The sequence below is a fragment of the Massiliimicrobium timonense genome (assembly GCF_042850985.1).
Taxonomy (GTDB): Bacteria; Bacillota_I; Bacilli_A; order Erysipelotrichales; family Coprobacillaceae; genus Allocoprobacillus.
Map to the genome: position 1 here is coordinate 2,475,242 of NZ_AP031415.1, position 25,579 is coordinate 2,500,820.

At 30.9% G+C, this 25,579-nt stretch carries 25 protein-coding genes and 1 other annotated feature; of the genes, 3 read left to right on the plus strand and 22 right to left on the minus strand.

All coding sequences use genetic code 11. The features are described 5' to 3' along the window. Positions 1–281: 281 nt before the first annotated feature. The 4 genes from ACGHJ8_RS12965 to ACGHJ8_RS12980 form a co-directional block, all read right to left on the minus strand. A complete protein-coding gene (locus ACGHJ8_RS12965) occupies positions 282–812 on the minus strand; it encodes a DUF6560 family protein (protein ID WP_021391124.1) in 531 nt (176 codons plus the stop codon). A gap of 451 nt (positions 813–1,263) precedes the next feature. Then, complete coding sequence (locus ACGHJ8_RS12970) at positions 1,264–1,572, minus strand: hypothetical protein (protein WP_074091750.1); 309 nt, start codon at positions 1,570–1,572, stop codon at positions 1,264–1,266. Positions 1,573–1,607: 35 nt separating this feature from the next. After that, positions 1,608–2,342 carry a hypothetical protein gene (locus ACGHJ8_RS12975; RefSeq protein ID WP_021391128.1) on the minus strand — a complete coding sequence of 245 codons (735 nt, stop codon included), beginning with the start codon at positions 2,340–2,342 and terminating at the stop codon, positions 1,608–1,610. 358 nt (positions 2,343–2,700) lie between these two features. Next, positions 2,701–2,847: a helix-turn-helix domain-containing protein gene (locus ACGHJ8_RS12980; protein WP_390540799.1), complete on the minus strand. Its 147-nt coding sequence runs from the start codon at positions 2,845–2,847 to the stop codon at positions 2,701–2,703. Between the two features lie 173 nt (positions 2,848–3,020). Between ACGHJ8_RS12980 and ACGHJ8_RS12985 the strand changes: the two genes are divergently transcribed. After that, on the plus strand, positions 3,021–4,124 hold the full coding sequence (locus tag ACGHJ8_RS12985; protein ID WP_390540801.1) for a DUF362 domain-containing protein: 1,104 nt from the start codon (positions 3,021–3,023) through the stop codon (positions 4,122–4,124). A 75-nt stretch (positions 4,125–4,199) separates the two neighbouring features. Here ACGHJ8_RS12985 and ACGHJ8_RS12990 read toward each other — a convergent pair whose 3' ends face one another. The 13 genes from ACGHJ8_RS12990 to ACGHJ8_RS13050 form a co-directional block, all read right to left on the minus strand. Beyond that, positions 4,200–5,048: an Rpn family recombination-promoting nuclease/putative transposase gene (locus ACGHJ8_RS12990; protein WP_390540803.1), complete on the minus strand. Its 849-nt coding sequence runs from the start codon at positions 5,046–5,048 to the stop codon at positions 4,200–4,202. Between the two features lie 183 nt (positions 5,049–5,231). Next, a complete protein-coding gene (locus tag ACGHJ8_RS12995; protein WP_390540805.1) occupies positions 5,232–7,130 on the minus strand; it encodes an ABC transporter permease in 1,899 nt (632 codons plus the stop codon). After that, positions 7,127–7,888: an ABC transporter ATP-binding protein gene (locus ACGHJ8_RS13000; RefSeq protein WP_087357087.1), complete on the minus strand. Its 762-nt coding sequence runs from the start codon at positions 7,886–7,888 to the stop codon at positions 7,127–7,129. The genes ACGHJ8_RS12995 and ACGHJ8_RS13000 overlap by 4 nt, the downstream gene beginning before the upstream one ends. 99 nt (positions 7,889–7,987) lie before the next feature. After that, entirely contained in the window at positions 7,988–8,827 is an 840-nt protein-coding gene (locus tag ACGHJ8_RS13005) for a sensor histidine kinase (protein ID WP_390540807.1), read from the minus strand. Positions 8,828–8,909: 82 nt separating this feature from the next. Continuing rightward, positions 8,910–9,647 (minus strand): response regulator transcription factor, encoded by a 738-nt coding sequence (locus tag ACGHJ8_RS13010; protein ID WP_390540809.1) that lies wholly within the window; start codon positions 9,645–9,647, stop codon positions 8,910–8,912. Positions 9,648–9,771: 124 nt separating this feature from the next. Beyond that, positions 9,772–10,644: an Rpn family recombination-promoting nuclease/putative transposase gene (locus ACGHJ8_RS13015; protein WP_390540811.1), complete on the minus strand. Its 873-nt coding sequence runs from the start codon at positions 10,642–10,644 to the stop codon at positions 9,772–9,774. Between the two features lie 187 nt (positions 10,645–10,831). Then, positions 10,832–11,824 (minus strand): ornithine carbamoyltransferase, encoded by a 993-nt coding sequence (gene argF, locus ACGHJ8_RS13020; RefSeq protein ID WP_390540813.1) that lies wholly within the window; start codon positions 11,822–11,824, stop codon positions 10,832–10,834. Positions 11,825–11,833: 9 nt separating this feature from the next. After that, the gene (gene argB / locus ACGHJ8_RS13025) at positions 11,834–12,694 is read right to left on the minus strand and encodes an acetylglutamate kinase (protein ID WP_087357083.1); all 861 of its coding nucleotides are present in this window, start codon (positions 12,692–12,694) and stop codon (positions 11,834–11,836) included. A gap of 12 nt (positions 12,695–12,706) precedes the next feature. Continuing rightward, positions 12,707–13,924: a bifunctional glutamate N-acetyltransferase/amino-acid acetyltransferase ArgJ gene (gene argJ, locus ACGHJ8_RS13030; RefSeq protein WP_087357082.1), complete on the minus strand. Its 1,218-nt coding sequence runs from the start codon at positions 13,922–13,924 to the stop codon at positions 12,707–12,709. Positions 13,925–13,936: 12 nt separating this feature from the next. Further along, on the minus strand, positions 13,937–14,977 hold the full coding sequence (gene argC, locus ACGHJ8_RS13035) for an N-acetyl-gamma-glutamyl-phosphate reductase (RefSeq protein ID WP_390542455.1): 1,041 nt from the start codon (positions 14,975–14,977) through the stop codon (positions 13,937–13,939). After that, a complete protein-coding gene (gene argH, locus ACGHJ8_RS13040; RefSeq protein ID WP_211962827.1) occupies positions 14,968–16,347 on the minus strand; it encodes an argininosuccinate lyase in 1,380 nt (459 codons plus the stop codon). Before argH ends, argC begins: the two co-directional genes overlap by 10 nt. An 11-nt stretch (positions 16,348–16,358) precedes the next feature. Further along, a complete protein-coding gene (locus tag ACGHJ8_RS13045) occupies positions 16,359–17,579 on the minus strand; it encodes an argininosuccinate synthase (protein WP_087357079.1) in 1,221 nt (406 codons plus the stop codon). 104 nt (positions 17,580–17,683) lie between these two features. After that, positions 17,684–17,895 (minus strand) — a binding site (T-box leader). Positions 17,896–18,068: 173 nt separating this feature from the next. Next, positions 18,069–18,584 carry a DUF3592 domain-containing protein gene (locus ACGHJ8_RS13050; RefSeq protein ID WP_205089702.1) on the minus strand — a complete coding sequence of 172 codons (516 nt, stop codon included), beginning with the start codon at positions 18,582–18,584 and terminating at the stop codon, positions 18,069–18,071. A 167-nt stretch (positions 18,585–18,751) separates the two neighbouring features. On the opposite strand from ACGHJ8_RS13050, the gene ACGHJ8_RS13055 reads away from it, so the two are divergent. Then, positions 18,752–19,993: an MFS transporter gene (locus ACGHJ8_RS13055; RefSeq protein WP_390540817.1), complete on the plus strand. Its 1,242-nt coding sequence runs from the start codon at positions 18,752–18,754 to the stop codon at positions 19,991–19,993. After that, on the plus strand, positions 19,974–20,993 hold the full coding sequence (locus tag ACGHJ8_RS13060; RefSeq protein ID WP_390540820.1) for an ArsR/SmtB family transcription factor: 1,020 nt from the start codon (positions 19,974–19,976) through the stop codon (positions 20,991–20,993). Before ACGHJ8_RS13055 ends, ACGHJ8_RS13060 begins: the two co-directional genes overlap by 20 nt. Before the next feature lie 11 nt (positions 20,994–21,004). Here ACGHJ8_RS13060 and ACGHJ8_RS13065 read toward each other — a convergent pair whose 3' ends face one another. From ACGHJ8_RS13065 to ACGHJ8_RS13085, 5 genes are all read right to left on the minus strand, one after another. Next, the gene (locus ACGHJ8_RS13065) at positions 21,005–22,567 is read right to left on the minus strand and encodes a putative ABC exporter domain-containing protein (protein ID WP_390540822.1); all 1,563 of its coding nucleotides are present in this window, start codon (positions 22,565–22,567) and stop codon (positions 21,005–21,007) included. 1 nt (position 22,568) lies between these two features. Continuing rightward, on the minus strand, positions 22,569–23,261 hold the full coding sequence (locus ACGHJ8_RS13070; RefSeq protein WP_211962817.1) for an ABC transporter ATP-binding protein: 693 nt from the start codon (positions 23,259–23,261) through the stop codon (positions 22,569–22,571). A gap of 131 nt (positions 23,262–23,392) precedes the next feature. Continuing rightward, complete coding sequence (locus ACGHJ8_RS13075) at positions 23,393–23,791, minus strand: PTS sugar transporter subunit IIB (protein WP_211962815.1); 399 nt, start codon at positions 23,789–23,791, stop codon at positions 23,393–23,395. Further along, positions 23,784–24,962: an aminotransferase class I/II-fold pyridoxal phosphate-dependent enzyme gene (locus ACGHJ8_RS13080; protein ID WP_211962813.1), complete on the minus strand. Its 1,179-nt coding sequence runs from the start codon at positions 24,960–24,962 to the stop codon at positions 23,784–23,786. Before ACGHJ8_RS13080 ends, ACGHJ8_RS13075 begins: the two co-directional genes overlap by 8 nt. After that, a complete protein-coding gene (locus ACGHJ8_RS13085; protein ID WP_087357061.1) occupies positions 24,962–25,453 on the minus strand; it encodes an Lrp/AsnC family transcriptional regulator in 492 nt (163 codons plus the stop codon). Before ACGHJ8_RS13085 ends, ACGHJ8_RS13080 begins: the two co-directional genes overlap by 1 nt. Between the last annotated feature and the right edge of the window lie 126 nt (positions 25,454–25,579).

A 25,579-nucleotide genomic window follows, 5' to 3' on the forward strand; every position in this document is an offset into this window, starting at 1 on the left:
TGAAATAGGTAATTTTTATATCACACCTTATAAAATGCACTTTTACCTTGTAAATACAACGTTTTCCGTTTGTAAATGTCTCTTGTCTCTTGTTTTTTCTGCCCCCCTTGTTAGATAACGGGGGCTTAATCTTCGCTCGCCACGGCTCGCTCACAGACGAAGTGAACCAGCCACTTGCAAGACATGGCAGAAAAATCTGAGAGATTTTCCTGCCACCGTGTCTGGATCACTCCGTCTTTAAAGTGGTAATATTATTAAACTAATTCTAAAAAATTTCCTTATTATTTTTCTTTGCGTTTATATTCTAAAGGAATTTTTCTTTTTCTCATTTGATTTTCAAACAAAGAAAATTCTAAACTATCATAAAATGTAAAAATTCTTTTCCCTTCAATATATATTTTTAAAGAACCTTTCTTAGTATAAACTCCTTTGGTAATATCATTAAAATTATATGTCCTAGTAATCCCATAAAATGAACGGTATTTGATTATATCACCATCTACAATTACTCTCCAGATTACACTATCTAATGTTAAAATAGCAAAAAATATGACAAAGGCAGAAACTGATATTACTTCTGATATATCAAATTCAGTAAAAAACACCGTATAAAAAAGGCAAAATGAAAATAAAAACATACCTAACGAAAAAAGGGGAAAGAATATATTATCATTTTGTATAACATATCTTTTTTCATCTTTATTTCCGTCTTCATTTTTCCGTTTTCTCTTTTCTAAGATACATAGTATTCCCCAGACAAATATCCATGGCAGTATCATGAGTAATAATGTGTTTTCTAATATCTTTTCCATATATCTCTCCACGTTTTCCAAAATTGATAAATATATTATAGCACTTACCTCATTTCAGTTCATTACTTTTCTGCTATCTGTCAGAATATTTTTTATCCCATGCCTTATCAAGAGTGCAAGCATTGCTTACGCAACAAGCTCTTGACAATTCATGCTCTAAAAAATGATAGATAATCAAGCAGAAAAAGAACAAATTATGCTATGTTACATCAACAAAAAGACATCTCATATCTTGTATGAAATTCCTTTTTTATGCAATTTTTCTTTGTCGCATCAAGGTTCTTTCAATCGTAGTAAATTAGTGATAAATTTCTTTTGTATTTTCATTCACATTGCTTAATGTCCCTGTGTTCATGCGGATAATCAGATTTTTAATCTTTTTTTCCAGTTAAAAAAGCAGGAGACCTTTTCAGATTTCCTGCTCAGTAGAGTTGTGAAGATGTTATTGTTGTTATTTAATTTCAATGTTCGTCATAGTTACTAACCCAAGACGAACTAAAATAGTTTGTACGATACGACACCAAAAAATACCTAGAATCAGGAGTAAAGCATATAAAATAATTGACGCTTGTAAATATTGTCTGCCAAAGTGAATAAGAATAATCAGTGGAGACATTAATATTACAAAGAATATAATGCTTGTAATTATTTTTTTTATGTTTTTTGTATCTGCCAAATCAAATTCAGCTCCACAAGAACATTCGTTAGGTATTCCTCCTTTTATTTCAGCACCACAGTTCATGCAATATAGTTTCTTCATTCTAATCACCTCTACAACCTGGAATTGTTCTATTATTATCTTTCAATTTCTATACTTAAAGATTTTCCAGATTTATCGCTTTGAAAATTTTCATAATACCAAAAATAGAAAGGCTTTTCACAAAGTTCAAAATAAATAATTTCATCGGGTTTTTTATTTTCTATTTTTGTATTGTAAATATCTTCATCATGTACAAATCCATATAAAAAACGACTATTGTCTGGACTGATATTTAAGTCTTGCAAGCTATCACTTAATGCTAACTGTGATTTTAGTAGCGACATCGTATCTTTGTCATACGGGCGGTCTTTCTTTATAACCTCATGTACACTTGTAATATAAGCATATCTCTTTTTACCATCTACTTCCTTAATTTTGAATTTTGAAAATGTCAGACTTGACTCTATATCGTTTTTTTCTGATATATACAAAACACTTTTATAGTTTTCGTTTTCAAACTCCTTTATAATCTTATCAATATGTGCTTTATATTCTTCGCCTTGTTCAAATTCAATAGAGGCACTTAACAAAGCATCCTGTATCGAGTTTGCATAATTTTTATCAGAAAGTAAATTTTCTTTTGAGTTTAAATTTTCTATTGGATAATATTTTGTTATTTTTTCCGGAACATATTTATCGTTCATTTCTGTCCTTTGGATTAAACTATTTCCACCTGTTATTTGACCTAAATATCCAAGCCCTAAAAAAACACTAAACACAAAAATAATTATTCCCAATATTACCCAAATTACCTTCTTTGGTTTACTCATAAGATTAAGCCCTTTCAATTTATTAATTGTTAAATACAAACGCCAATTTATATGCTTCTCTGTATTTACATTATACCATTTTCCACTACCTGCTACAATGTTTCAAAATCTTAAGATTACTATTTTTTCCGCTTTTGAAAAGCTACTTATCCGTCCATAATTTGTAAAGGGTGCTAAGCATTGCTTACGCAACAATCCCTTGACAAATCATATCCCGATAAGTTTAGAGTAATCAAGCAGAAATGAAATAGCCTGTTGTTTCAAGCCAACGAAAAAGAGATACCAGCACATTTATGCAGTATCTCTAACTTAATATCATTATTCTTTTATTCGCAAGCAGGTAAACACAGGTTATTCCTTAATATCCTTTTGTTTGGGAAACTCCGGTTTCCCATTTTGAAACAGCTTTATTTATAATAAGTAAAGCATCAGCCAATTGTTTTTGTGTCATTCCTTTTGCTTTACGTTTATAAGCTATATATTGTCCAATTTTTTGACTATCCATTTTTATTCCTCCCATCTTTCATTATCCTATTTCTTAACAAAATAATAACCAGTCAACGAGAGATTGACCCTCCTATGAGTAGAATTATAACATGTTTTTCATAATTTGATGATTATCTTCCATTTTTTTGAAAAAAGAGTAAAATAAAAAAGAGTATTGAGGAGGATAAATAGATGGAAAAATCAAAAGTTTATTATTGTGATATGCATACAGGGAGAATGAATTTGCCTGAAAAGTTAAAATATTTAATGAAAAAAGCTGGTTTTGAAAATATTGATTTTGAGGATAAATATGCTGCAGTTAAGATTCACTTTGGTGAACCTGGTAATTTGGCTTATTTAAGACCTAACTGGGCTAAAGTTGTTTGTGATTATGTGAAAGAATTAGGTGGAAAAGCTTTTTTAACAGACTGTAATACTTTATATGTTGGTGGTAGAAAAAATGCTTTAGATCATTTAGATAGTGCATATACTAATGGATATAATCCTTTTCAAACAGGTGTGCATACGATTATTGCTGATGGATTAAAAGGAACTGATGAAGCTTTAGTTCCTGTGAATGGAGAATACGTGAAAGAAGCAAAAATTGGTCAAGCTATTATGGATGCTGATATTATTATTTCTTTAAATCATTTTAAAGGTCATGAATTAACTGGTTTTGGTGGTGCTTTAAAAAACATTGGTATGGGATGTGGTTCTCGTGCTGGTAAAATGGAAATGCATAGTGCTGGTAAACCAACTGTTCATCAGGAATTATGTATTGGATGTGGACAGTGTATTAAAATTTGTGCTCATGATGCTCCTAAGATTACAGACGGAAAAGCAAAAATTGATCATAATCAATGTGTCGGTTGTGGAAGATGTATTGGTGTATGTCCTAAAGATGCGATTAAAGCAAGTATGGATGAAGCTAATGATATTTTAAATTATAAGATTGCTGAATATACAAAAGCTGTTGTTGATGGTAGACCATGTTTCCATATTTCTCTTGTGATTGATGTATCTCCATATTGTGATTGTCATGCTGAAAATGATATTGCGATTGTTCCTGATGTTGGTATGTTTGCATCATTTGATCCAGTCGCTTTAGATCAAGCATGTGCCGATGCTGTTAATAAACAACCAGCTATTAAAAATAGCTTATTAGACAAGCATGGACATACTCATCATGATCATTTCACTGATGTTTCACCTGAAACAAACTGGAAATCATGCCTTGAACATGCTGAAAAAATTGGACTTGGAACACGAGAATATGAACTTATTGAAATTAAATAATTCTTTTTATCAGATGTGCTCAAAATACCTTTAAATTCTAAAAGGCATCATACGCTTATGTATGATGCCTTTTGCTTATAACCATTTTAATACATCTTCTTCGTTATGTATTTCAAATATATGGATAATAATACTATCAAGCGTTTCTTCTTTACTATTAACTATTTTCATCTCTAAATCTGGTGTGAGTTTGCCTAATAGTTTTTCTAACAATTTCAAAACAACACTTAATTTTCCTTTTTTCTCTGCATCTTTCCAGAATGAATACATTTCCACCGTTCCTTCTTCTCCTTTCATTTTTTTCAGTATGTCTTCTCTCCCTGTCAATGTTACCAATACTCTGGCTACCGCTTTTGTAATGATCATCTTCTTTAATCCTTCTTCATCTTTTCTCCATATTGTCTTTAATCCACTGATGACCTTTTTATTATCTTCATTTTTCAGCAGGTTTTCATCCATCTCCTTCATGTCTACAACCCTCATCTTCCAGTCATTCTGTTTTCTCTTGATTTCCTCTGATCCTTTGACTCTTTTCAGCAATGATGTCACAGCATTCCATTTCCCTTCGCCATGAAACAATACGACACTCATCACTGGCATCAGCATATGATTCTTGAATCGTCTGTCCTGCATGTTGTAGACCAGTGCATCATAAAGCAGTGTTCTTGATGCCATTGTAAAGTCAACATTGCTTTGAGCTTCAAGAATCAAGATAGCTTGAAAATCCTTTCTTTCCCACATCATGATGACATCATGAGTGCGTTCCTTAGAAAGAAAGTCACCAATAAATATCTCTCTGGAATCAAGAGGGTGAAGGTCACAGGGATGAATAATAGCATGACCATCAAAGAAAAGAGCATTCATGAAGTCAGCAAAACGGATAGGATAAGAGAAGAAATCTTTTAACACATGATCCTTTTTCATCAACGAATCCCTCCTATAGAGGAGAGGTTAAACATATTATACACAAATCATTGCTTATAGTAAACACCGTATAATATTTCTAACCCCTCTATTATTTATATACGCAAAAATATTTCATTTTTCTTTTTTTATTTTCAATTTTATATAAAAAACCCACTTTTTTCTAAGTAGGCTTTTAAGTTTCTATAGTTTTTCATAAATTCCAGCATTTTGACAATATATGACAATGGACAATCCATAACATAATATGAAAAAGATACTAATAACTCCAACACTTAAAATATTTGTCATTAATAAATCTGTCTGCATCATATTAGCAAGAGCATGAACTGAAAAATATGATGATACACTCATAATTAAAAATGGAACTATATAAATAAATAATAATTCTTTTTGAATACCTTTCTTTAATGTCTTTTGACTAATTCCAATCTTCTTTAAAACACGATAACGTTCTTTTTCTTCAAATGCATCATTATAAAGTTTCATAAAAATGATACTGCCACTTGCAAAAATAAACACCATAAACATAAAAATACAAACAGGATATAACATTTTTATCCATTGAATAGAATCATTCTCAGTATCCATCTTAATCATTCCTACATAATCCGGCTGATTTTGTATGTCCTGTAAAGATGCATTAACCATTTTAGGATTATCAATTTTATAATTATAGACATATAATGATGTTCCTATAGATTTTAAATCTTCAAATTCTTCATCACTCACACAATAAAACGATACTTGTTCTTGAAGATAACCTAAATAAGGAACTTGTGTATTTGCAACGGTTTGATAAGTTTTATGATTCAAAACAACATCTTCTAATCGACCATCTGTTAATAATGTCATTAAATATTGATGTTGTAAATCTATAACTTGATTATCTTGAAGTTGAGGTAAATCAAATTCCTGTTTAGAATCCTTTGCTAATTGTTTTAATTGTGAATAAGGAATCACAATATAACTGTTATCTTCATATTTTTCATTTACCAATGAAGGGTCTATTTGTACAATTTCAATATGAGATTGATATTCTATATCATTATACTTTTCTATTTCTCTAGCAAATTCATTTTGCAAATGATCTTTTTGGCTAAATATCTGATAAGTATATATATTTTCAAAATCATGAATTGTCTGATAACGATCATACATAGCGACTCCAGTTGCTAGAGCAGTGACAGAACAAATCATCAAAACTGTTACAATAGCATAAGTTCGATAATTTTTCTTCATACGATAAATCATTTGATTAATCCATAATGTTCTTTGATATCTATAAAGAAAAGTTTTATGTGAAGCTAAACTTTGATAAGTTAAAGGAACAAAGCCACCAAACAACAAATAAACACCAACAATCACAAGAACCACAGCTAATAATGAATTAGACATGGTTTCCATACCACCCTTTTTAATAGCAAAATAATATCCTAAAACAAGAATGATTATTCCTAATAGTGCTTTTAAAAAGAGAATGATTTTATTTTGTTTAATGTATTCATTTTGACGATTAGCACTGACCATATCTAAGACGCTACTTCGTATTAAATTCACGTATCCTTTGAATACAAAAATGAAATAAACAATCAAATAAAGAATACAACTCCATAAAACAGCTGATAAAGACACTTGAAATGTCAGTTGAACTTCTATATCTGAAATTGTTATTAAAATCATTGTAAACAATTGTGAAACCAAAATTCCAAATCCTATTCCCATAATCAAAGAAACTAAACCAATCATTAATGTTTCTAACATATATAATTTCCCAATTCTTTGATTAGTGAGTCCCATAAAAATATAGATTCCTATTTCCTTTTTACGCTTTGTCAAAAAAACATTTGTTGCATACCAAACAAAGAAAAACATAAAACAAGATAAAACAATAAGAACACACTGAATAACAATCTTTAAATTACGACTATTCATTTGACCTAATGACTCCATAATGGGTGAAGCCATAAGATTAAAAAAATTAAATATAATCAAAACAGTGAAAGCTAGTGAAGCAATTAAAGAAATATAATTTTTAAGACTTGCTTTAAAATTAATAAAAGACAATTTGACAAGACTCATGCAAAATCACTTCCCATAGCAATCTGTGTATCAATAATACGATCATACAATTCTTTTCGACTATCTCCTCTTGTTAAACGACATTTCATCATGCCATCACTTAAAATATACACATCTTTTGCATAAGAAGCACTGAAAGGATCATGTGTAACCATGAGGATCGTTGCTTTTCCTTCATCATTAATCATTTTTAAACGTTCTAATAAATCACGACTAGAACGTGAATCTAAAGCTCCCGTAGGTTCATCTGCAAATAGTATTTCTGGTTCACTAATTAAAGCTCGACAAGTTGCTCCTCTTTGTTTTTGTCCACCTGACAGTTGATAAGGATATTTTTTTAAATGCTCTTTTAAACCAAAGATAGAAGCTAAGTTTTCACTTTTCGCTATACAAACTTGAGATGAAACACCATTGAGGGATAATGGTAAAGCAATGTTATCTTGTAAAGTCATTGTATCTAATAAATTATAATCTTGAAAAATAAATCCTATCTTATCCCTTCTTAGTTTTGATAATTCTTTATTTTTCATTTTTGTTATATCTTTACCATCTAATAAAACCATTCCCTGTGTAGGTTTATCAATCGTTGATAAAATATTCAGTAAAGTCGTTTTTCCACTTCCACTAGGTCCCATAATTGCAATAAAATCATTTTGATAAATCGTTAAATCAATTCCTTTTAATACTCTTGTCTGAAATCCTCTTGTCCCATAATTTTTCACAAGACCTTTGATTTCTACAATCTTTTTTCTATCCATAAATTATTCCTCCTAACACCTTCATTGTAAAATAGAAACTCTTTGAAATCCTTACATTTCCCTCACAATAACCTAGCTTATCTTACATTGATTGAAAGGTTAGCGATAAAAATAATCTCTTTGATCTTGAAAAGATATTTTTACTTTTGTGTATCTTTGATACTCACTTTCTACCTCGATTTGATGTCCTAACTGAGATATCATTTTTTTCACCATATATAATCCCATTCCTGTCGATTTATATTGCCCATTATGATGATTCATACCTGTATAGCCTTTATCAAAAATTCTTGGTAAATCCTGTGTTTGAATACCTTCACCATTATCCTCAATCCACAAATCAATATTATTTTCTTGTTGTTTTATCCATACTTTTAAACACGGACTTTCTTTGGCATATTTAATGGCATTACTCATAATCTGATCTAATATATAGACTAACCATGTTTGATCACTATAAACTTGAACATCTTCCACTTGTACATTGATCTCAAAATGCTTTTTGATAAAGAAAAATCGATTGTTTTTTAATGATTGATAGACACAATCTCTTAAAGAAACAGGCTTCATATTGATATCATATAATTGACTTTGAATTCTTGTAATGATTAAAACTTGATTGAGATATTGATTCATTTTTTCTAATTGTTCCTGCATATCTTCTTTTTGTTGAAAATGAGAATTTTTTTGATTCATTAATAAACTGGCAGATAGCGGAATCTTCATTTCATGACACCATTTTGCAATATAATCTTGAAGATCATAATTTGCCTGATATTGTGTATTGAGTTGTTCTTGAAGTATTGCGATATCATGATAAGCAATATCAATATTTTCATAGCAATCAAACTGTGAAGCAATGATTTCTTTTGAGTTAAGGTATTCTTTCTTTTTATCTTGAAGATGTTTTTCTTTGAAAAAATCTATAAGTAAAAACATTGTAAGTAAAATAATAATGACTACATCTAAATAAATAAGGTATTGTATATTAGCATGTGGTATTAAGTATATAAAATAAAGGTTATATGATAATATAATGAAAATAATGATCAGTAGATAAACATAATATTTTTGAATATATTTCATGGAATGTAATAGCCCTTTCCTTTTTTGTATAAATCATATCTTGATGGCATGTTTCTTTGAGTTTTGTTCTTAAACGTGATATAAGCACAGTAAGGGAATTATCTGATATAAATTCATCCGTATTCCATAATGTTTCCATAAGTTCTTGTCTAGAAACAACATTTCCCTTTGATTCTAATAACAAACATACAATTTGACTTTCAGATTTTGTTAGAGGTATTTCTTTTTCATAATAAAAGAAGCTGCCTTTCATTTTATCAAAATATATATTTTCATTAATACGCATCTGATCTTTCACTTTATATTGATACGTTCGTCTAAGAATGGCTTCTATTTTTGCTTTTAAAAGTTCTAAATGAAATGGTTTATCAACATAATCATCTCCACCTTGTAAGATGGCTCTGATTTTATCATGATCATCATTTCGACTGCTGATAAAAATAATGGGAACTTCTGATATATTTCTGATTTGTGTACACCAATAAAATCCATCATAATAAGGCAAATTAATATCCATTAAGATTAAGTGAGGCTTATAATTCATAAAATCTTGCATAATATTCTCAAAATGTGTTGCTGTAACTGCTTGATAACCCCATCTTATCAAAAAATCTTTAATTTCTCGTGCAAGTATATCATCATCTTCAACAATCATTATATGTATTGGATTCATCAAATCACCTCTCATCTTAAAACTATTATATCGTTTTCTTATCACTATAAAAAGAAAAAAGCATAATATTACAAAACTGTAACATTATGCTTAAAATTGACCTATTTAAGAAAGCAAATTTTGCTTATAACCATTTTAATACATCTTCTTCATTATGTATTTCTAAAATATGTATTCCTATTGTATCAAGACTTTCTTCACTACTTTTTTCTAACTTGATTTCCAGCTCTGGTGTAAGCTTCCCTAAGATTTTCTTTAATTGTAGCAGGATTAAACCTAACTTCCCTTGTTGTTTTCCTTTTTCCATACCTGATTTCTCTGCATCTTTCCAGAATGAATACATTTCCACTGTCCCTTCATCTCCTTTCATTTTTTCCAGTATATCTTCTCTCCCTGTCAGTGTTGCCAGTACTCTGGCTACCGCTTTTGTAATGATCATCTTCTTTAATCCTTCTTCATCTTTTCTCCATATTGTCTTTAATCCACTGATGACCTTTTTATTGTCTTCATTTTTCAGCAGGTTTTCATCCATCTCCTTCATGTCTACAACCCTCATCTTCCAGTCATTCTGTTTTCTCTTGATTTCCTCTGGTCCTTTGACTCTTTCCAGCAATGATGTCACAGCATTCCATTTCCCTTCGCCATGAAACAATACGACACTCATCACTGGCATCAGCATATGATTCTTGAATCGCTTGTCCTGCATGTTGTAGACCAGTGCATCATAAAGCAGTGTTCTTGATGCCATTGTAAAGTCAACACTGCTTTGAGCTTCAAGAATCAAGATAGCTTGAAAATCCTTTCTTTCCCACATCATGATGACATCATGAGTGCGTTCCTTAGATAGAAAGTCACCAATAAATATCTCTCTGGAATCAAGAGGGTGAAGGTCACAGGGATGGATGATAGCATGACCATCAAAGAAAAGAGCATTCATGAAGTCAGCAAAATGGATAGGATAAGAGAAGAAATCCTTCAACACATGATCTTTTTTCATCAACGAATCCCTCCTATAGAGGAGAGGCGAAACATATTATACACAAATAATTGCTTATAGTAAACACCATATAATATTTCTAACCCCTCTATTATTTATATACACAAAAATATTTCATTTTTCTTTTTTATTTTTCAATTTTATACAAAAATCTTCTATAAATAAAAAAAGCCGTTAAAAAACAGCTTTATCTATTCCCTATTGTTGCAACCATAACAGCCTTTATAGTATGCATTCTGTTTTCTGCTTCATCAAAAACAACAGATTGTGAAGATCTGAAAACTTCATCCTCCACTTCTCTAATATCAATACCTTCTTTATATTTTATCTTTGCTACTTCTGTTTCAAAATCATGAAAAGAAGGTAAACAATGCATAAAAAGCGTTGTTTCTTTTCCAGTTTTTTTCATCATTTGGGTTGTGACTTTATAAGGTGATAACATTTCAACTCTTGGTTTATACAAAGCTTCATCTTCACCCATACTTACCCAAATATCTGTATAAATCACATCTGCATCTTTAACCGCATCATCAATATTATCTAAAATTTCTATTTTTCCACCTGATTTTTTTGCTTCCTGTTGGCAATAGGCAAAAACCTCTGGATCAACCTGTAAATCTTTTGGTCCTAAGCATACAAAATGCATTCCCATCTTAGCTGCACCATACATTAAACCATAACAGACATTATTACGAATATCCCCTGTAAAAACAAATTTCACTTTGTTTAAAGGTTTATGAAGATGTTCTTCTATTGTCATAAAATCAGCAAGTGTCTGGGTTGGATGATCAACATCTGTTAAGCCATTCCATACTGGAACCCCTGAATATTTTGCTAAATCTTCAACAGTTTTTTGGGCAAAGCCTCTAAATTCAATACCATCATACATTCTTCCTAAAACTTTCGCTGTATCCTCTAAAGATTCTTTTTTCCCCATTTGTGAGTTACTCAAGAATGTCACATGGCCTCCTTCATCTAAAGCAGCCACTTCAAATGCACAACGTGTACGTGTAGATGTTTTTTCAAACAGCAAAACAATGTTCTTTCCTTTTAAAGATTCACCAATTTTTCCCTCTTTTTTTTCTTTTTTTAATTGATGTGCTAAATCCAATAAATAACGAATTTCTTCTTGAGAATAATCTTTCAAAGTTAAAAAACTTCTATTCTTTAAATTAACCATATAATCCTCCTATCTTGTAAACATTGTTCCAATTCCATCTTTTGATAACATTTCAATCAAAATAGAATGAGGAATACGTCCATCAATAATCACTGCTTTTTTAACGTTTTCACGAATAGCTCGAACACAACATTCTATTTTAGGAATCATTCCTCCACCAATAATTCCTTTGTCTGTTAATCCTTTCACTTCATAAACATGAACTAAAGGAATTAGTGTTGATTCATCTTCTTTATCCATCAATAATCCCGGTATATCACTTACTAGAATCATATTTTCAGCTTGAACTTGAGCAGCAATCTCAGCAGCAGCTGTATCAGCATTAATATTATAAGTATGACCTTCTTCATCTAAACCTACACTTGAAACAACAGGAATATACCCTTTATCCAATAAGTCCATGATAATATGGGCATTGATTTTTACAATATCTCCTACATAACCTAAATCATCTTCACATTCATGTTTTTTCGCAACGATTAACTGGTTATCAATACCACTGATTCCAACTGCATTTCCACCTTTTTGCATAATCAACTTCACAAGATCCTTATTTGTTTTTCCAGCTAAAACCATTTGAACAACATCCATCGTTTCTTCATCAGTATATCGTAAACCATGAATAAACTGAGATTCCTTATTCATTTTCTTTAAAGTTTGATTAATCTCAGGTCCACCACCATGTACTAAAATAACTTTAATCCCAATTTCAGACAATAAAACAACATCTTGAATCACATTCATTTTCAATTCTTCATTAATCATAGCATTTCCACCATATTTAATCACAACAATCTTATCATGATATTTTTGAATATATGGTAAAGCCTGAGATAAAATTTCTGCTTTGACAATTGCATTTTGATTCATAATTATTCCCCTTTATGTGCGATAATCTCCATTGATTTTGACATAATCATAAGTCAAGTCACATCCCCATGCAACAGCTTCAAACTCACCATCATGCAAATCAACAATCACTTCTATTTCATCTTCACTTAAGATCTGAGCAGCTTTTTCCTCACTAAAAGGATAGCCACCACCATTTTCACAAACACGAATTTTCCCCTTAATACTTTTTAAATCGACATCAATTTTCTGAATATCATATTGTGCTGGACTATAACCAATAGCACATAAGATACGACCCCAATTCGCATCTTGACCAAACATAGCCGCCTTGAATAATGAACTTGTAATAACAGATTTTGCTACAACTTTTGCATCTTTTAATGTCTGTCCATGCAAAACTGTACATGTTAATAGCTTTGTTGCTCCTTCGCCATCTTTCGCAATCGCTTTAGATAATTTTGTACAAATATACATGAATGCTTCTTTAAAAACATAATAATTTTCATCTTTTTGTGTAATCTCTTGATTTTGAGCCAATCCATTACACATCAATGTTAACATATCATTTGTTGATGTATCACCATCAACACTCACCATATTAAATGTATCATCAACAACTTCATGAATGACTTCATTTAACATCTCTTTATTAATCGCAACATCGCTTGTCACAAAAGCTAACATTGTTGCCATATTGGGATGAATCATCCCACTTCCCTTAGCGATTGCTCCAATGTGACAAATTTTATCACCAATTTTCAACTCAACCGCATATTCTTTTTTGACAGTATCTGTTGTCATGATTCCTTCACAGGCATCACTGCTTCCTTGTGTAGATAGAGATTGAACCAATTGTTCCATATAATTTTCAAATGGTTCAATACTTAAAGGTTGTCCAATCACACCTGTGGAAGCAACCACAATATCATCGCTATCAATGCCTAATGCCTGTCCACATAATTGACAAATTTTATCAGCAATCTCCTTACCATTAGGATTACATGTATTGGCATTACCACTATTACAAATAATAGCTTTGGCTTCAAGATTCTTTAAATGCTGTTGTGTGACATAGATGGGTGCCCCTTTCACCTTGTTTTGAGTATATGTACTCGCACAATGGCACATAACATCACTGACAATTAAAGACAAATCTTTTTTACTTTTATTTTTTCTAATACCACAATGGATTCCAGAGGCTTGAAATCCTAGAGGGGCACACACCCCTCCATCAATATCTTTAAACATATATTTTCCCCCTTAAAATGATGCTGGTATCATCATCAAACCTTCTTTTTCATCTAAATCATACATCAAATTCATATTTTGAATAGCCTGTCCAGCTGCACCTTTTACCATATTATCAATAGTTGATACAATAATAAGTTGATGATATCTTGCATCATAGTGTAAAGATATATCACAGAAATTAGAATATTGTACAAATTTTAAATCAGCCACTTTTCCTTTTGGTAAGACTCTTACAAAATATTCATCTTGATAAGTTTTTTGATAAATATCATAAACATCTTCCCATGATACAGAGTCCTTTAAAGATACATATATGGTAGAAATAATTCCACGATTGACTGGCAATAAATGTGGTGTAAATACAACTTCTATATTCTGATGAGCCATCTTTGAAAGTTCTTGTTCAATTTCAGGAGTATGACGATGACTTGCGATTTTGTAAGGATGAAAAGATTCATTACATTTTGGAAAATGCGTGTCTTCCGTTAATGATTTCCCTGCTCCTGTTGTTCCAGACTTCGAATCAATAATAATCTTTTCATCTTTTTGCATATGATGTTTTAAAAGTGGATAAAGTCCTAAAGTAATAGAAGTTGGATAACATCCCGGATTTCCAATAATTGTTGCTTTCTTAATTTGTTCTCGATTGACTTCACTTAAACCATAAACCTGTTTTTCATGAAGATCTGGATATTGATAATCATGAAGATACCATTGTTGATAATCTTTTTCATGATCCAAGCGAAAATCTGCACCTAAATCAATAAATTTTTTTCCTTTTTCATCACAAACTTTCGCATATTTTTCACTTAGCCCATGAGGAAGGGAAGCAAAAATCATCTCTGCCTTTTCCAATACTTCCTGATCATTTGTCAACATCATATCAAATCTTCCATAAAAAGATGGATATAAATCAGAAATCATCTTTCCTTCATAACTTTGTGAACTTATCGCAATAATATCTACATCTTTATGACCTAATAGTAATCGATACAGCTCAGCTCCAGCATACCCACTGGCACCTATAATTCCTACTTTTATCATTTCAATGCCTCCAATTTCTTGACCATTCTTTCAATTGCTTTTTGACAAGTTACTGGTGCTGGACCACCTTCCACTTTTCTATTTTCAATACAAGTCAAAAGTGATATAGCCTGATAAATATCTTCATCAAAAACTTCATCAAAAGACTGATAAACATTTAACGGAAGTGTTTCAAGCACTTCATCATGATCAATACAATAAGCAACGAGTTGTCCTGTTGTTTTATAAGCATCTCTAAAAGCTCTACCCTTTTTCACAAGATAATCAGCACAATCTGTCGCATTGATAAATCCTTTGGCAGCACATTCTTTCATACGTTCAACATTCACTTTCATTGTCTTAATCATATCTGTAAATACAGGTAAACACATTTTCACTTGATCAATACTATCAAATAATGTTTCTTTATCTTCCTGCATATCCTTATTATAAGCCAAAGGTAATCCTTTCATCATCGTTAAAAGTGTTGAAACATGATTGATGACTCTGGCACTTTTTCCTCTGACAAGTTCAGCAATATCTGGATTTTTCTTTTGTGGCATGATGCTTGACCCCGTCGCATAAGCATCATCTAATTCAATATATTTAAATTCCCATGAACACCATAGGATGATTTCTTCACTCAAACGTGAAAGATGCATCATAATCATAGCTAAATCATTAGCTAATTCTATCGCATAATCTCTATCGCTGACACCATCGAGTGAATTATACATAATATCGTCCATACCTAATTCTTGAGCGACAAACATTCTATCAATAGGATATGTTGTTGTGGCTAATGCCCCACTTCCCAGTGGTGATACATTCATACGTTTCAAACAATCTTCTAATCTTGTATAATCACGATAAAACATTTCAACATAAGCCATCAAGTGATGTGCAAAAGTGATGGGTTGTGCTCTTTGTAAATGCGTATAACCACACATAATTGTATGGGTGTGAGCCTTAGCCTTTTCGATCATCACTTTCATCAGCTCTATCAACATATTTTTAATGTCGTTCATCTCATCACGCGTATATAATCTTAAATCTAAAGCTACCTGATCATTACGTGATCTGGCTGTATGCAACTTTTTCCCACTGACTGGATAACGCTTTGTCAGCTCTGCTTCTATAAACATATGAATATCTTCAGCTTCAGGATCAAACAATAGTTTTCCTTCTTCAATTTCTTGAAGAATATCATTCAATCCCTGTAAGATTTCATCTAAATCCTGTCTTGAAATAATCCCCTGTTTTGCCAGCATTTTTGCATGGGCCTGACTTCCCATAATATCATGTTTATACATTCTTGCATCAAATGATATAGATGAATTAAAAGCATTCACATCTGCATTAATCTCTTTTTTAAATCTACCAGCCCATAATGCCATATTTTCAACCCCTATTTCTTTCTTTGTTGATCTAATAAAGCTTTTACCTTAATAGGTAAACCATATAAATTAATGAATCCTTGAGAATCCATTTGATTATAATCTTCATCCTCTCCAAATGAAGCTGTCTGTTCACTATATAAAGTATCTGGTGAAGTCATTCCTGCTCCAATAATATTTCCTTTATATAATTTTAATTTCACTTCTCCATTGACAGTCTTTTGTGTTTCATCAATAAAAGCCAATAATGCTTTTGTAAGTGGTGTATACCATTGACCATTATATAAAATATCTGCTAGTTTTTGAGATACCTGATATTTAAAATGTTGTGTTTCTTTATCAATTGTGATTTCTTCCAAATCAGCATGAGCTTTATAAAGAATTGTTCCTCCCGGTGTTTCATAGACACCTCTTGACTTCATACCAACCAATCTATTTTCAACCATATCAATGATACCAATACCATTTTCCCCACCAATTTTATTTAAAGCAGTAATTAAATCAATACCATTCATTTTTTCACCATTTAAAGCAACAGGTACTCCTTTTTCAAAAGTTAAAGTAATATATGTTGGCTTATCTGGTGCTTTTTCTGGTGTGACACCTAATTCAAGAATCTTATCATACATTGGTTCATTTGCAGGATTCTCCAAATCTAATCCTTCATGTGATAAATGCCATAAGTTTTTATCCTTAGAATAATTTGTTTCTTTATTGATTTTTAAAGGAATATTTCTCGCTTGGGCATATTCAATTTCATCTTCTCTACTTTTTAATTCCCATACTCTCCATGGTGCAATAATATCCAATTCAGGTGCAAAGGCTTTAATTGTCAGTTCAAATCTGACTTGATCATTTCCTTTACCTGTACAACCATGACAAATGGCATCTGCCCCTTCTTTTTTAGCAATTTCCACTAATTTTTTAGCGATGATTGGTCTTGCTAGAGAAGTTCCTAAAAGATATTTTCCTTCATAAACAGCATTAGCTTTAATAGCTGGGAAAATAAAATCATTCACAAACTCTTCCTTGCAATCAGCACAATAATATTTAGAAGCTCCGGTTGCTAGAGCTTTTTCTTCTAATCCATCAAGTTCATCTCCTTGACCAACATCTCCAGCCACAGCAATAACTTCACAACCATAATTTTCTTTTAACCATGCAATAATAATTGATGTATCCAATCCTCCTGAATACGCTAATACGACTTTTTTATATTGTTTCTTTTCCATCTTTCATTTTCCTCCATTATTTCTATATTATTCAATTGATTATTTATACATTGAACTCGCCGCAATTTCATCACCCTCTCTAAAACAAAAAACCTCTGGATAAATCCAGAGGTGCATAAACACGGTACCACTCTAGTTGTCAGATAATATAATATCTAACCACTCTTTCCTTTAACGCAGGTTACGTTCCATTATACTTCTCTTTCCAATGGACTCTCACAGGTGCGTTTCACATCTTTCCACTTAGTAGCCTTCCACTCTGTGCTACCTCGCTTGAAGCGTTCAAGATATTACTTTTCCTGCTCAACGATTTTTAATATGCGTTAATCATACATGGACATTTTTATTTTGTCAATATAAATTTTCATTTTTTCAAAATATAACAATTTTTTTTATGAAAATACAAACTTATATATCTTATTTTTATCAAAGAGAAATAACGAAAATTTGTTGAAGATAAAGCAAAAACTCACTATTTCTTCCATTTTCCTATCTCATCATAAAATAAACAATACACAAAGAAACGATGATCAAAAAAACACCTATCAACAAAAAAACAAGTCCAACTATAGATAGTTTCTCTGGTATCTTTTCTACAAATGACATCTGTGGTTTTGACGGATTATAATAAACAGGCATACGTGATTCCAAAGGCCACATTTGCATAGCATCACGTTTACCCATTCTCCCACCAGCTATAGACAAATAGTCATTTTTTGTTACTTTTACAAAAGGTTCTTCTTGTGATTTCCAACTTTTCATCACATAACCACGAAAGCTTCTTTTCCTTCGATAAGTTTCTCCAAAAACACGATATTCAACAACTGGCACAATCACACCATTTCCTCTATAACCATAATCAACAACTTTTCCTTCAGTCATGTCTTGGCAAAGATGTATTTTTCTTTTTTGTAGAAATATAATCAAAAATCCAATAACTGTAAAAACAGCACCAAGACCTCCAACAATTAAAAATACAAATAGTGTTGTTTCCTCTTTTGACATCTTCTCACTCCCCTTTACCTTTATTAAATACTATCTTTATATAAAAATCAACTACCATTATATTAGATAATTATCTAATATTATTATTGACTTTTATCTAATTAACATTATAATTTTATATATATTGAATATATAGTTAGATATTAATCTAACAAGGAGGTCATATCATGAAATATACACAATTAAAAAATGAAAAAGAATTTTTCAAATTAGCTATTGCATCAGCATTTAATCGTTTTGGTGATTCTATTGATGCCCTCGCTTTAACATGGCTTGTTTATGCATTGAGTGGTAATGCTATGTATAGTGCTGTGAACTTTGGAATAAACTATTTACCTACAATTATCCTTACACCAATCATGGGTGCTTTTATTGAAAAAAGAAATAAAAAAAGAATCCTGGCGTTAAGTGATATTATTCGTGCCTCACTTGTCATCTTGATGATGACTTTATATATGACTGAACATCTCAATGTTTATATCATCATGTTCATAACATTCATGATTTCAACTTTAGAAACATTACGTGTTCCTGCTTCAACACCTTTAGTCGCATCGCTTGTCAGTAAAGACAAATATGATATCGCTCAATCTTTGCATACATCTTTATCTAAAGGTGCTGAAATTATCGGGATGGGTTTAGCTGGTTTTCTATTAAGCACAAGTGGTATTGTTTTCACTTTCATTGTTGATGTCAGTGCATTTATAATCAGTGGTTTATTAGTCAGTTGGTTACATTTCACTCAAAGAAACACTTCTCATAAACAATCAACATTATTACTATTAAAAGAAGGATTCAAATATACCAAAACCAAACCATCTTTGATCCAACTTTGCATTTTAGCTTGTTGTATTAATGCTTTTTTGGTACCTATCAATGCTTTTTCTAGTGCTTTAAGTGTTGAAGTTTATCATGGTGGTCCTCAAATGGTTTCTTATTTATCTATTGGGTTTAGTGCAGGTAGTGTTATTGGTTCTGTTATTTATCCTTATATTGCCTCTTATATGAATGCGAAAAGAATGATTCAGACTTTATTTGGTGGTGCTAGTATTTTCTATATTTTTTCGATTGTATTCTCTTATTTTCCATTACAACTTGTCAAATCTTTCGGCCTTTTTATACTGGCAATTATGTTTGGAACAGTTGTTGTGTTTGCGAATATGTATGGACAAATAATGGTTCTGCAAAAAGTACATCCAACTTATTTAGCACGTTTTAGTGCGATTATGAATTCCTTTGGTGTTTCTACTATTCCTCTTGTGTCCTTTTTAATGAGTTTTTTAAGTTCTTTATTTTCTATTCAAAATATTTTTATTTTTACTGGAATATTTGTTATGATAGTAGGAGGAATATTGTTATATAATTCTATAGATGAGGTGATTGATCAAGATGAAAATGACGATATATAATGAACCTTTATGGTATAAAGAATGGCGAGATTTAGGATTTGAATGTGTGAATGGTCCTAAAACATTATCTTTAAATATCTCACAAAAAAATGAAAACTTTTCTACTTTCAAAAAAAGTCATGACATATTGATAAGAAAAGCAAAAAAGATAAAAAATCTTCAAAAATATTTTTTATCTTATCAATTAGATAACAATGAAATATTATGTTTAGCTGATTTTATCTTAAATGCTTTCTACCATGTCAATGAGTTTTCTAAGGAGCATATGGAAGAAACCTTAATTCAAAAGTTTACTGATTTTCATATTGATGAATTAAGAGAAGATACTTTAAAATTCATTGATTTTCAAAATGATGTTATAGCAAGTATCAGACAATTAAATATTGATAACGAAGCCAAACTGGATATTATTGAAACGCTCTATCATCCTGCTGCTATGATTCATGGTTTATTTGATATTTTTAGACAATTTGAAGATATTTATCAATCTTTAAATTTAGATCATAATCTTTTTCATAGCACTCAAAATATCAAAGAAAACGATTTACGTTTATTTTTTGAACATATTGGTTTAAATATCGATGAAACACCTCTTTATATTTATCCTTCTTTTGCAAATTATCATTCATTGGTATTATTGATAGAAGAAGATCATTATGTTTTACTTATGGGAGCTGGTTTAGAAAGCCAATCTTTAACTTCCTATCATGAATCCCGTAATGAGCAACAGAAATTAGAATATTTCTTAAAGGTTTTAAGTGATAAATCTAAGTTTGAAATTTTAACTCTGTTAAAGAAAAAGTCCATGTATGGTAATGAACTTGCTAAAGCTATGCATTTAAAAACACCTACGATATCTTATCATATGGATGCTCTTATCAGTGGTGATCTTATTCATATCAGGAAGGAAAATAATCGTATTTACTATTCCTTAAACAAAGAGGAAATTGAACACATGATACAATATCTACATCATAAACTACTAAAGGATGAGAACTGAATCTCATCCTTTTAATCACTCTTTAATTCTCTACCATTCATCATACCTTGACAAGCCCACAATATAATGAAGGATAATATAAAATTCATAGCTAAAGAAGCTATTGAGATTATTGTGAGAGTCGTTGGGGTTAAACTATTTGTCATCACAAGAATCACTGTCAATAGAACACTTGGCAATGCACTGACTAACATAATCAACATACGCATCATATTTTCAAAAACACGTGTTGAACGACTTTTTAATATACGAATCGTCAATACACTGGCACTCATAAATACAAAGATGTAACCAAACATATTAAGTAAATACATCAAAATATTAAGAATTGATTCATGATAGTAAATCCCAACAATAACAAATGATAAAACACCTATAACTGATACTTTCATAAAAGTAGGAATCATCACAGCAATTAATTTTTTATAAGGTTGATCTGGTATAAGATAAATCTGATAATTTTTCAATTCAGCTGTTAAATCACTTGTCTGCATCATCATAAATAACCAGATAACCATCATATAAATAAAGAATCCAAATCCCATATTACTAAAAATAGTGATAATCAGATAAATCCCAATAGAAAGCAAATCATTCCATGAAACAAGACTCCCTTTTTTCTTCATAATAAGAAGATTTTTAGATAATACAGCAAAAGCACCATCATAGAATCTTTTAACATTGATCTTTTTCACTTTCACATTTCTTAAAGCATCCTGATTTCCCGCTTTAAATTCCTTTAAACGTTTTGATAATTCTAATGAATCTTCTAATGCCTGTTCATAAAAATCACCCTTATAACTAATAAACAACAAATAAATCACAATCAAACAAATCATCAACAATAATAACCCTAAAACCGTTAAAATCATCTTTGATTCTACATAAGAAATCAAAGTTAACTTTAACCATCCAAATACTGGTACATAATAAAAGAGTGGTGATTCAATAAAATCAATCATAATCGTTTGTATACGTCCAGTCTGTATATAGGTTAATATTAATATCACTGCCAGAATCAAAACAAAGATTCCTGCAATTACATAATTCATCTTTTTATATTTTTGATCTCCAATGGATAAAACATAACTATAATCAATGAATATAAGAAAAGTCATGATTGTTATAACACTACCTACTAAAGCTAACATAATAAATCCTAAATCAACTTTGATTTGCATATTCATACCTATAAAAAAAATCAAAGCAAAGAAAGCAAGTAATATGGATTGTAAAAAGGTTTGAAAAGATAAAAATGTCATAATCTGTTTTTTATGAAAAGGTCCACTAAATAAAAAGTAGGCATCTTCACCAGAAAACAAAGCTTTTTTTGAAGAAAGCATTGTAGAAAATAACATTAGAGCTAAAAAACCTATAAAGATAAGAATAGATGAATGTAATTCAAAATTCACTAACATCAATGTATTATCTTTTGGTAAAAAGAAGAAAGCATAGAAAATAAAACCATATAAAAGAACAACAAAAATTGTAAAGATAGCACTAGAAGGCTTTTTAAAAAGATTTCTCAAAGATGCTTTGGTTTTCATAAACCATAACAAACATAATGCTTTCATACTATTTTCCTTCTGTTAATTCAAAGAAGTAATCTTTTAAACTTTCTTCTTGAAGCTCATCTTTTTGAATTCTTTTGATAATATGCCCTTCTTTCATAATATAAGCTTCATCAAAAATATCACTGACAATATCAATAATATGTGTACTAATCAATACTGCACAACCTTCATCAGCAATATTTCTCAATATTTTTAAAGTTTCTTCAATACTTGCTGGGTCTAAACCAACCATCGGTTCATCCACAAGTAAAGCCTTTGGCTCAATCATAAAAGCTAACAACATACTTAACTTCTGTGTCATCCCTTTACTTAACTCTTTTGCCATTTTCTTTCTTTTTTCAGTAAGGTGAAACAATTCCAGATACTTTTGTGCTTTTTCCTTATAATTTTCGACTTGATAGGCATGTCCTATAAAATCAATATGCTCATCTACCGTAAGCAAATCATATAAAACAGGCGTTTCTGGTACATAACCAAAACAACGTTTCGCTTCAATAGAACCATTATCATATCCACATATTTGAATATTTCCTTCAAACTTCAAAAGATTTGCAATACTTTTAATCGTCGTTGATTTTCCTGCTCCATTAGGGCCTAATAAGATTGTAATCTTACCACTTTGAGCAACCAGTTCAATATCATCCACTGCTTTGAACGAACCATAACGTTTCGTTAAATGATGTATTTCTATCATAACATCCCTCCTCGTTTTTTATTATATACCCCCCCCTCTCTCATTTTTTGCAAGGGGCAAGTTATATAATTTGATTATACCCGCTCATTAGAAAAATGTCACGAAAAAAGGAACATCTCTATTAATGCTCCTTAAACATGATGATATGCCTTTTGTCTTTTGATTTTTAATACATGTTCTTCATCGGGAAAATGAACTGGATTCATATGTGTTTGTTGATAAATCACTAACAAATCCTTAACATCTTGATAAATTTCTTCAATTTCCATATTCCCATACATTCTTGGTGGTAATACATATATAGGAATTTGAACATGATGATTTTCAATAAATGATTTGATATACATATTCAAATGAGGACAACAAACAATGATATCAAAATCATTCATCTTTTCATAAGCAATAGAAAATGGTGAAAATTCAATCATTAACTTCTGATCTAAATGTTTCTCTACAATTTCTTTTTTCATTCTTTCAGCAACATAGCTAGAAGAAAAGCCTCCTCCGCAACATAATAGAATTTTAATCATGATTGCCTCTACATTTATCAACAAATATTTTTATTTTCTCAGTAGCAACCTTCAATTCCTCTAAACTATAAGCATATGAAACTCGAATAAATCCTTCTCCAGCTGGACCAAAAGCTGTTCCCGGTACACAGGCAACTTTTTGATCTTCCAATAGTTTTTCACAGAACTCATCAGAAGTCAAACCTGTTGAACGAATACATGGGAAAACATAAAAAGCCCCTTGTGGCTTAAATGTTTCTAAGCCCATATCATTAAATGTTTTGACTAAGAAATTACGTCTGGCTTTATAAGAATCACGCATTTTTAAAACTTCATCATAACAGTGTCTTAATCCTTCAATAGCACCATATTGGGCAGATGAAGGTGCTGACATAATAATATATTGATGAATTTTATTCATCGCTTTCGTTAAAACTGGATGAGCCAAAACATACCCTAAGCGCCATCCTGTCATCGCAAAGGCTTTAGAAAAACCACTTACAACAATGACTTGATCTTTAATTTCATCAAATGAAGCAATGGAACAAAATTCTTCTTCATAACTGAGTTCTGCATAAATTTCATCAGAAATGACAATAATTCCTGATTCTTTGATAATTGGAACTATTTTTTCATAATCACTCTTTGTCATAAATCCACCTGTTGGATTAGATGGATAATTGATTAATAATGCTTTGGTATGAGGTGTAATGGCAGCTTTTAATAATTCTGGCGTTAATTTAAATTCATCTTCTTGACGAAGATTAATTGTTACTGGAATTCCTCCTGCCAATTCTACTCCCGGCGTATAAGCCACATATCCGGGATCTAATACAATCATTTCTTCACCCGGATTCAATATTGCACGAATCGCAATATCAATTCCTTCAGAACCTCCAACTGTTACAATGCAGTTATCCTTAGGGTTATATTCTACATGAAAACGTCTTTGATAATAGCGACAGATTTCTTCTCTTAATTCCTGTAAACCTTGATTAGCCGTGTAAAAAGTTCTTCCTTTTTCAATCGAATAAATAGCTGCTTCACGAATAGCCCAAGGTGTTGTAAAATCAGGTTCTCCTACCCCTAATGATATAACATCTTCCATCTGTGAAGCTAAATCAAAGAACTTTCTAATACCACTAGGTTTAATTGTTTTGACCCTATCACTTAAAATATCATTATAATCCATTATGGAGTCACCACCAATCTATCATTTTTTCCATCTTCATCTTCAATTAAAACAACACCATTGTTTTTATATTGTTTCAAAACAAAATAAGTTGATGTTCCAGTGACACCATCTACACATGCTAATTTACTAGCCACAAAATGAGCCACTTCCTGCATTGTTTTTCCTTTCACAATACATACAAATTCAAAACTTCCACTCAACAAATACATTGTATCCACTTCATCAAATTTATAAATATGACTGGCAATACGGTCATAACCATATTCTCTTTCTGGACTGGCATTGACTTGTATTAAAGCCGTCACAATCTCTGTATTTGTTAAATCCCAGTTGACAATTGTATGATAACCACAAATAACTTTTTTCTTTTCTAATTCTGTTAATTTCTCTATCACATCATCTTTTGATTCATCTAAGGCGGCCGCTAAATCAGTAATCTTCATCCTCGCATTTTTTTGTAACAAACTTAGCATTAATTTTTCATCCATATTCGCTTCCTCCTTCAATATAGTATCTATTGTATTACACTTTTGTGTATTATGAAAGAATTTTATGATTTTTTTATTATTTCTATATTTATATGTTGATTTTTATTTATTTCACAAATAATTATG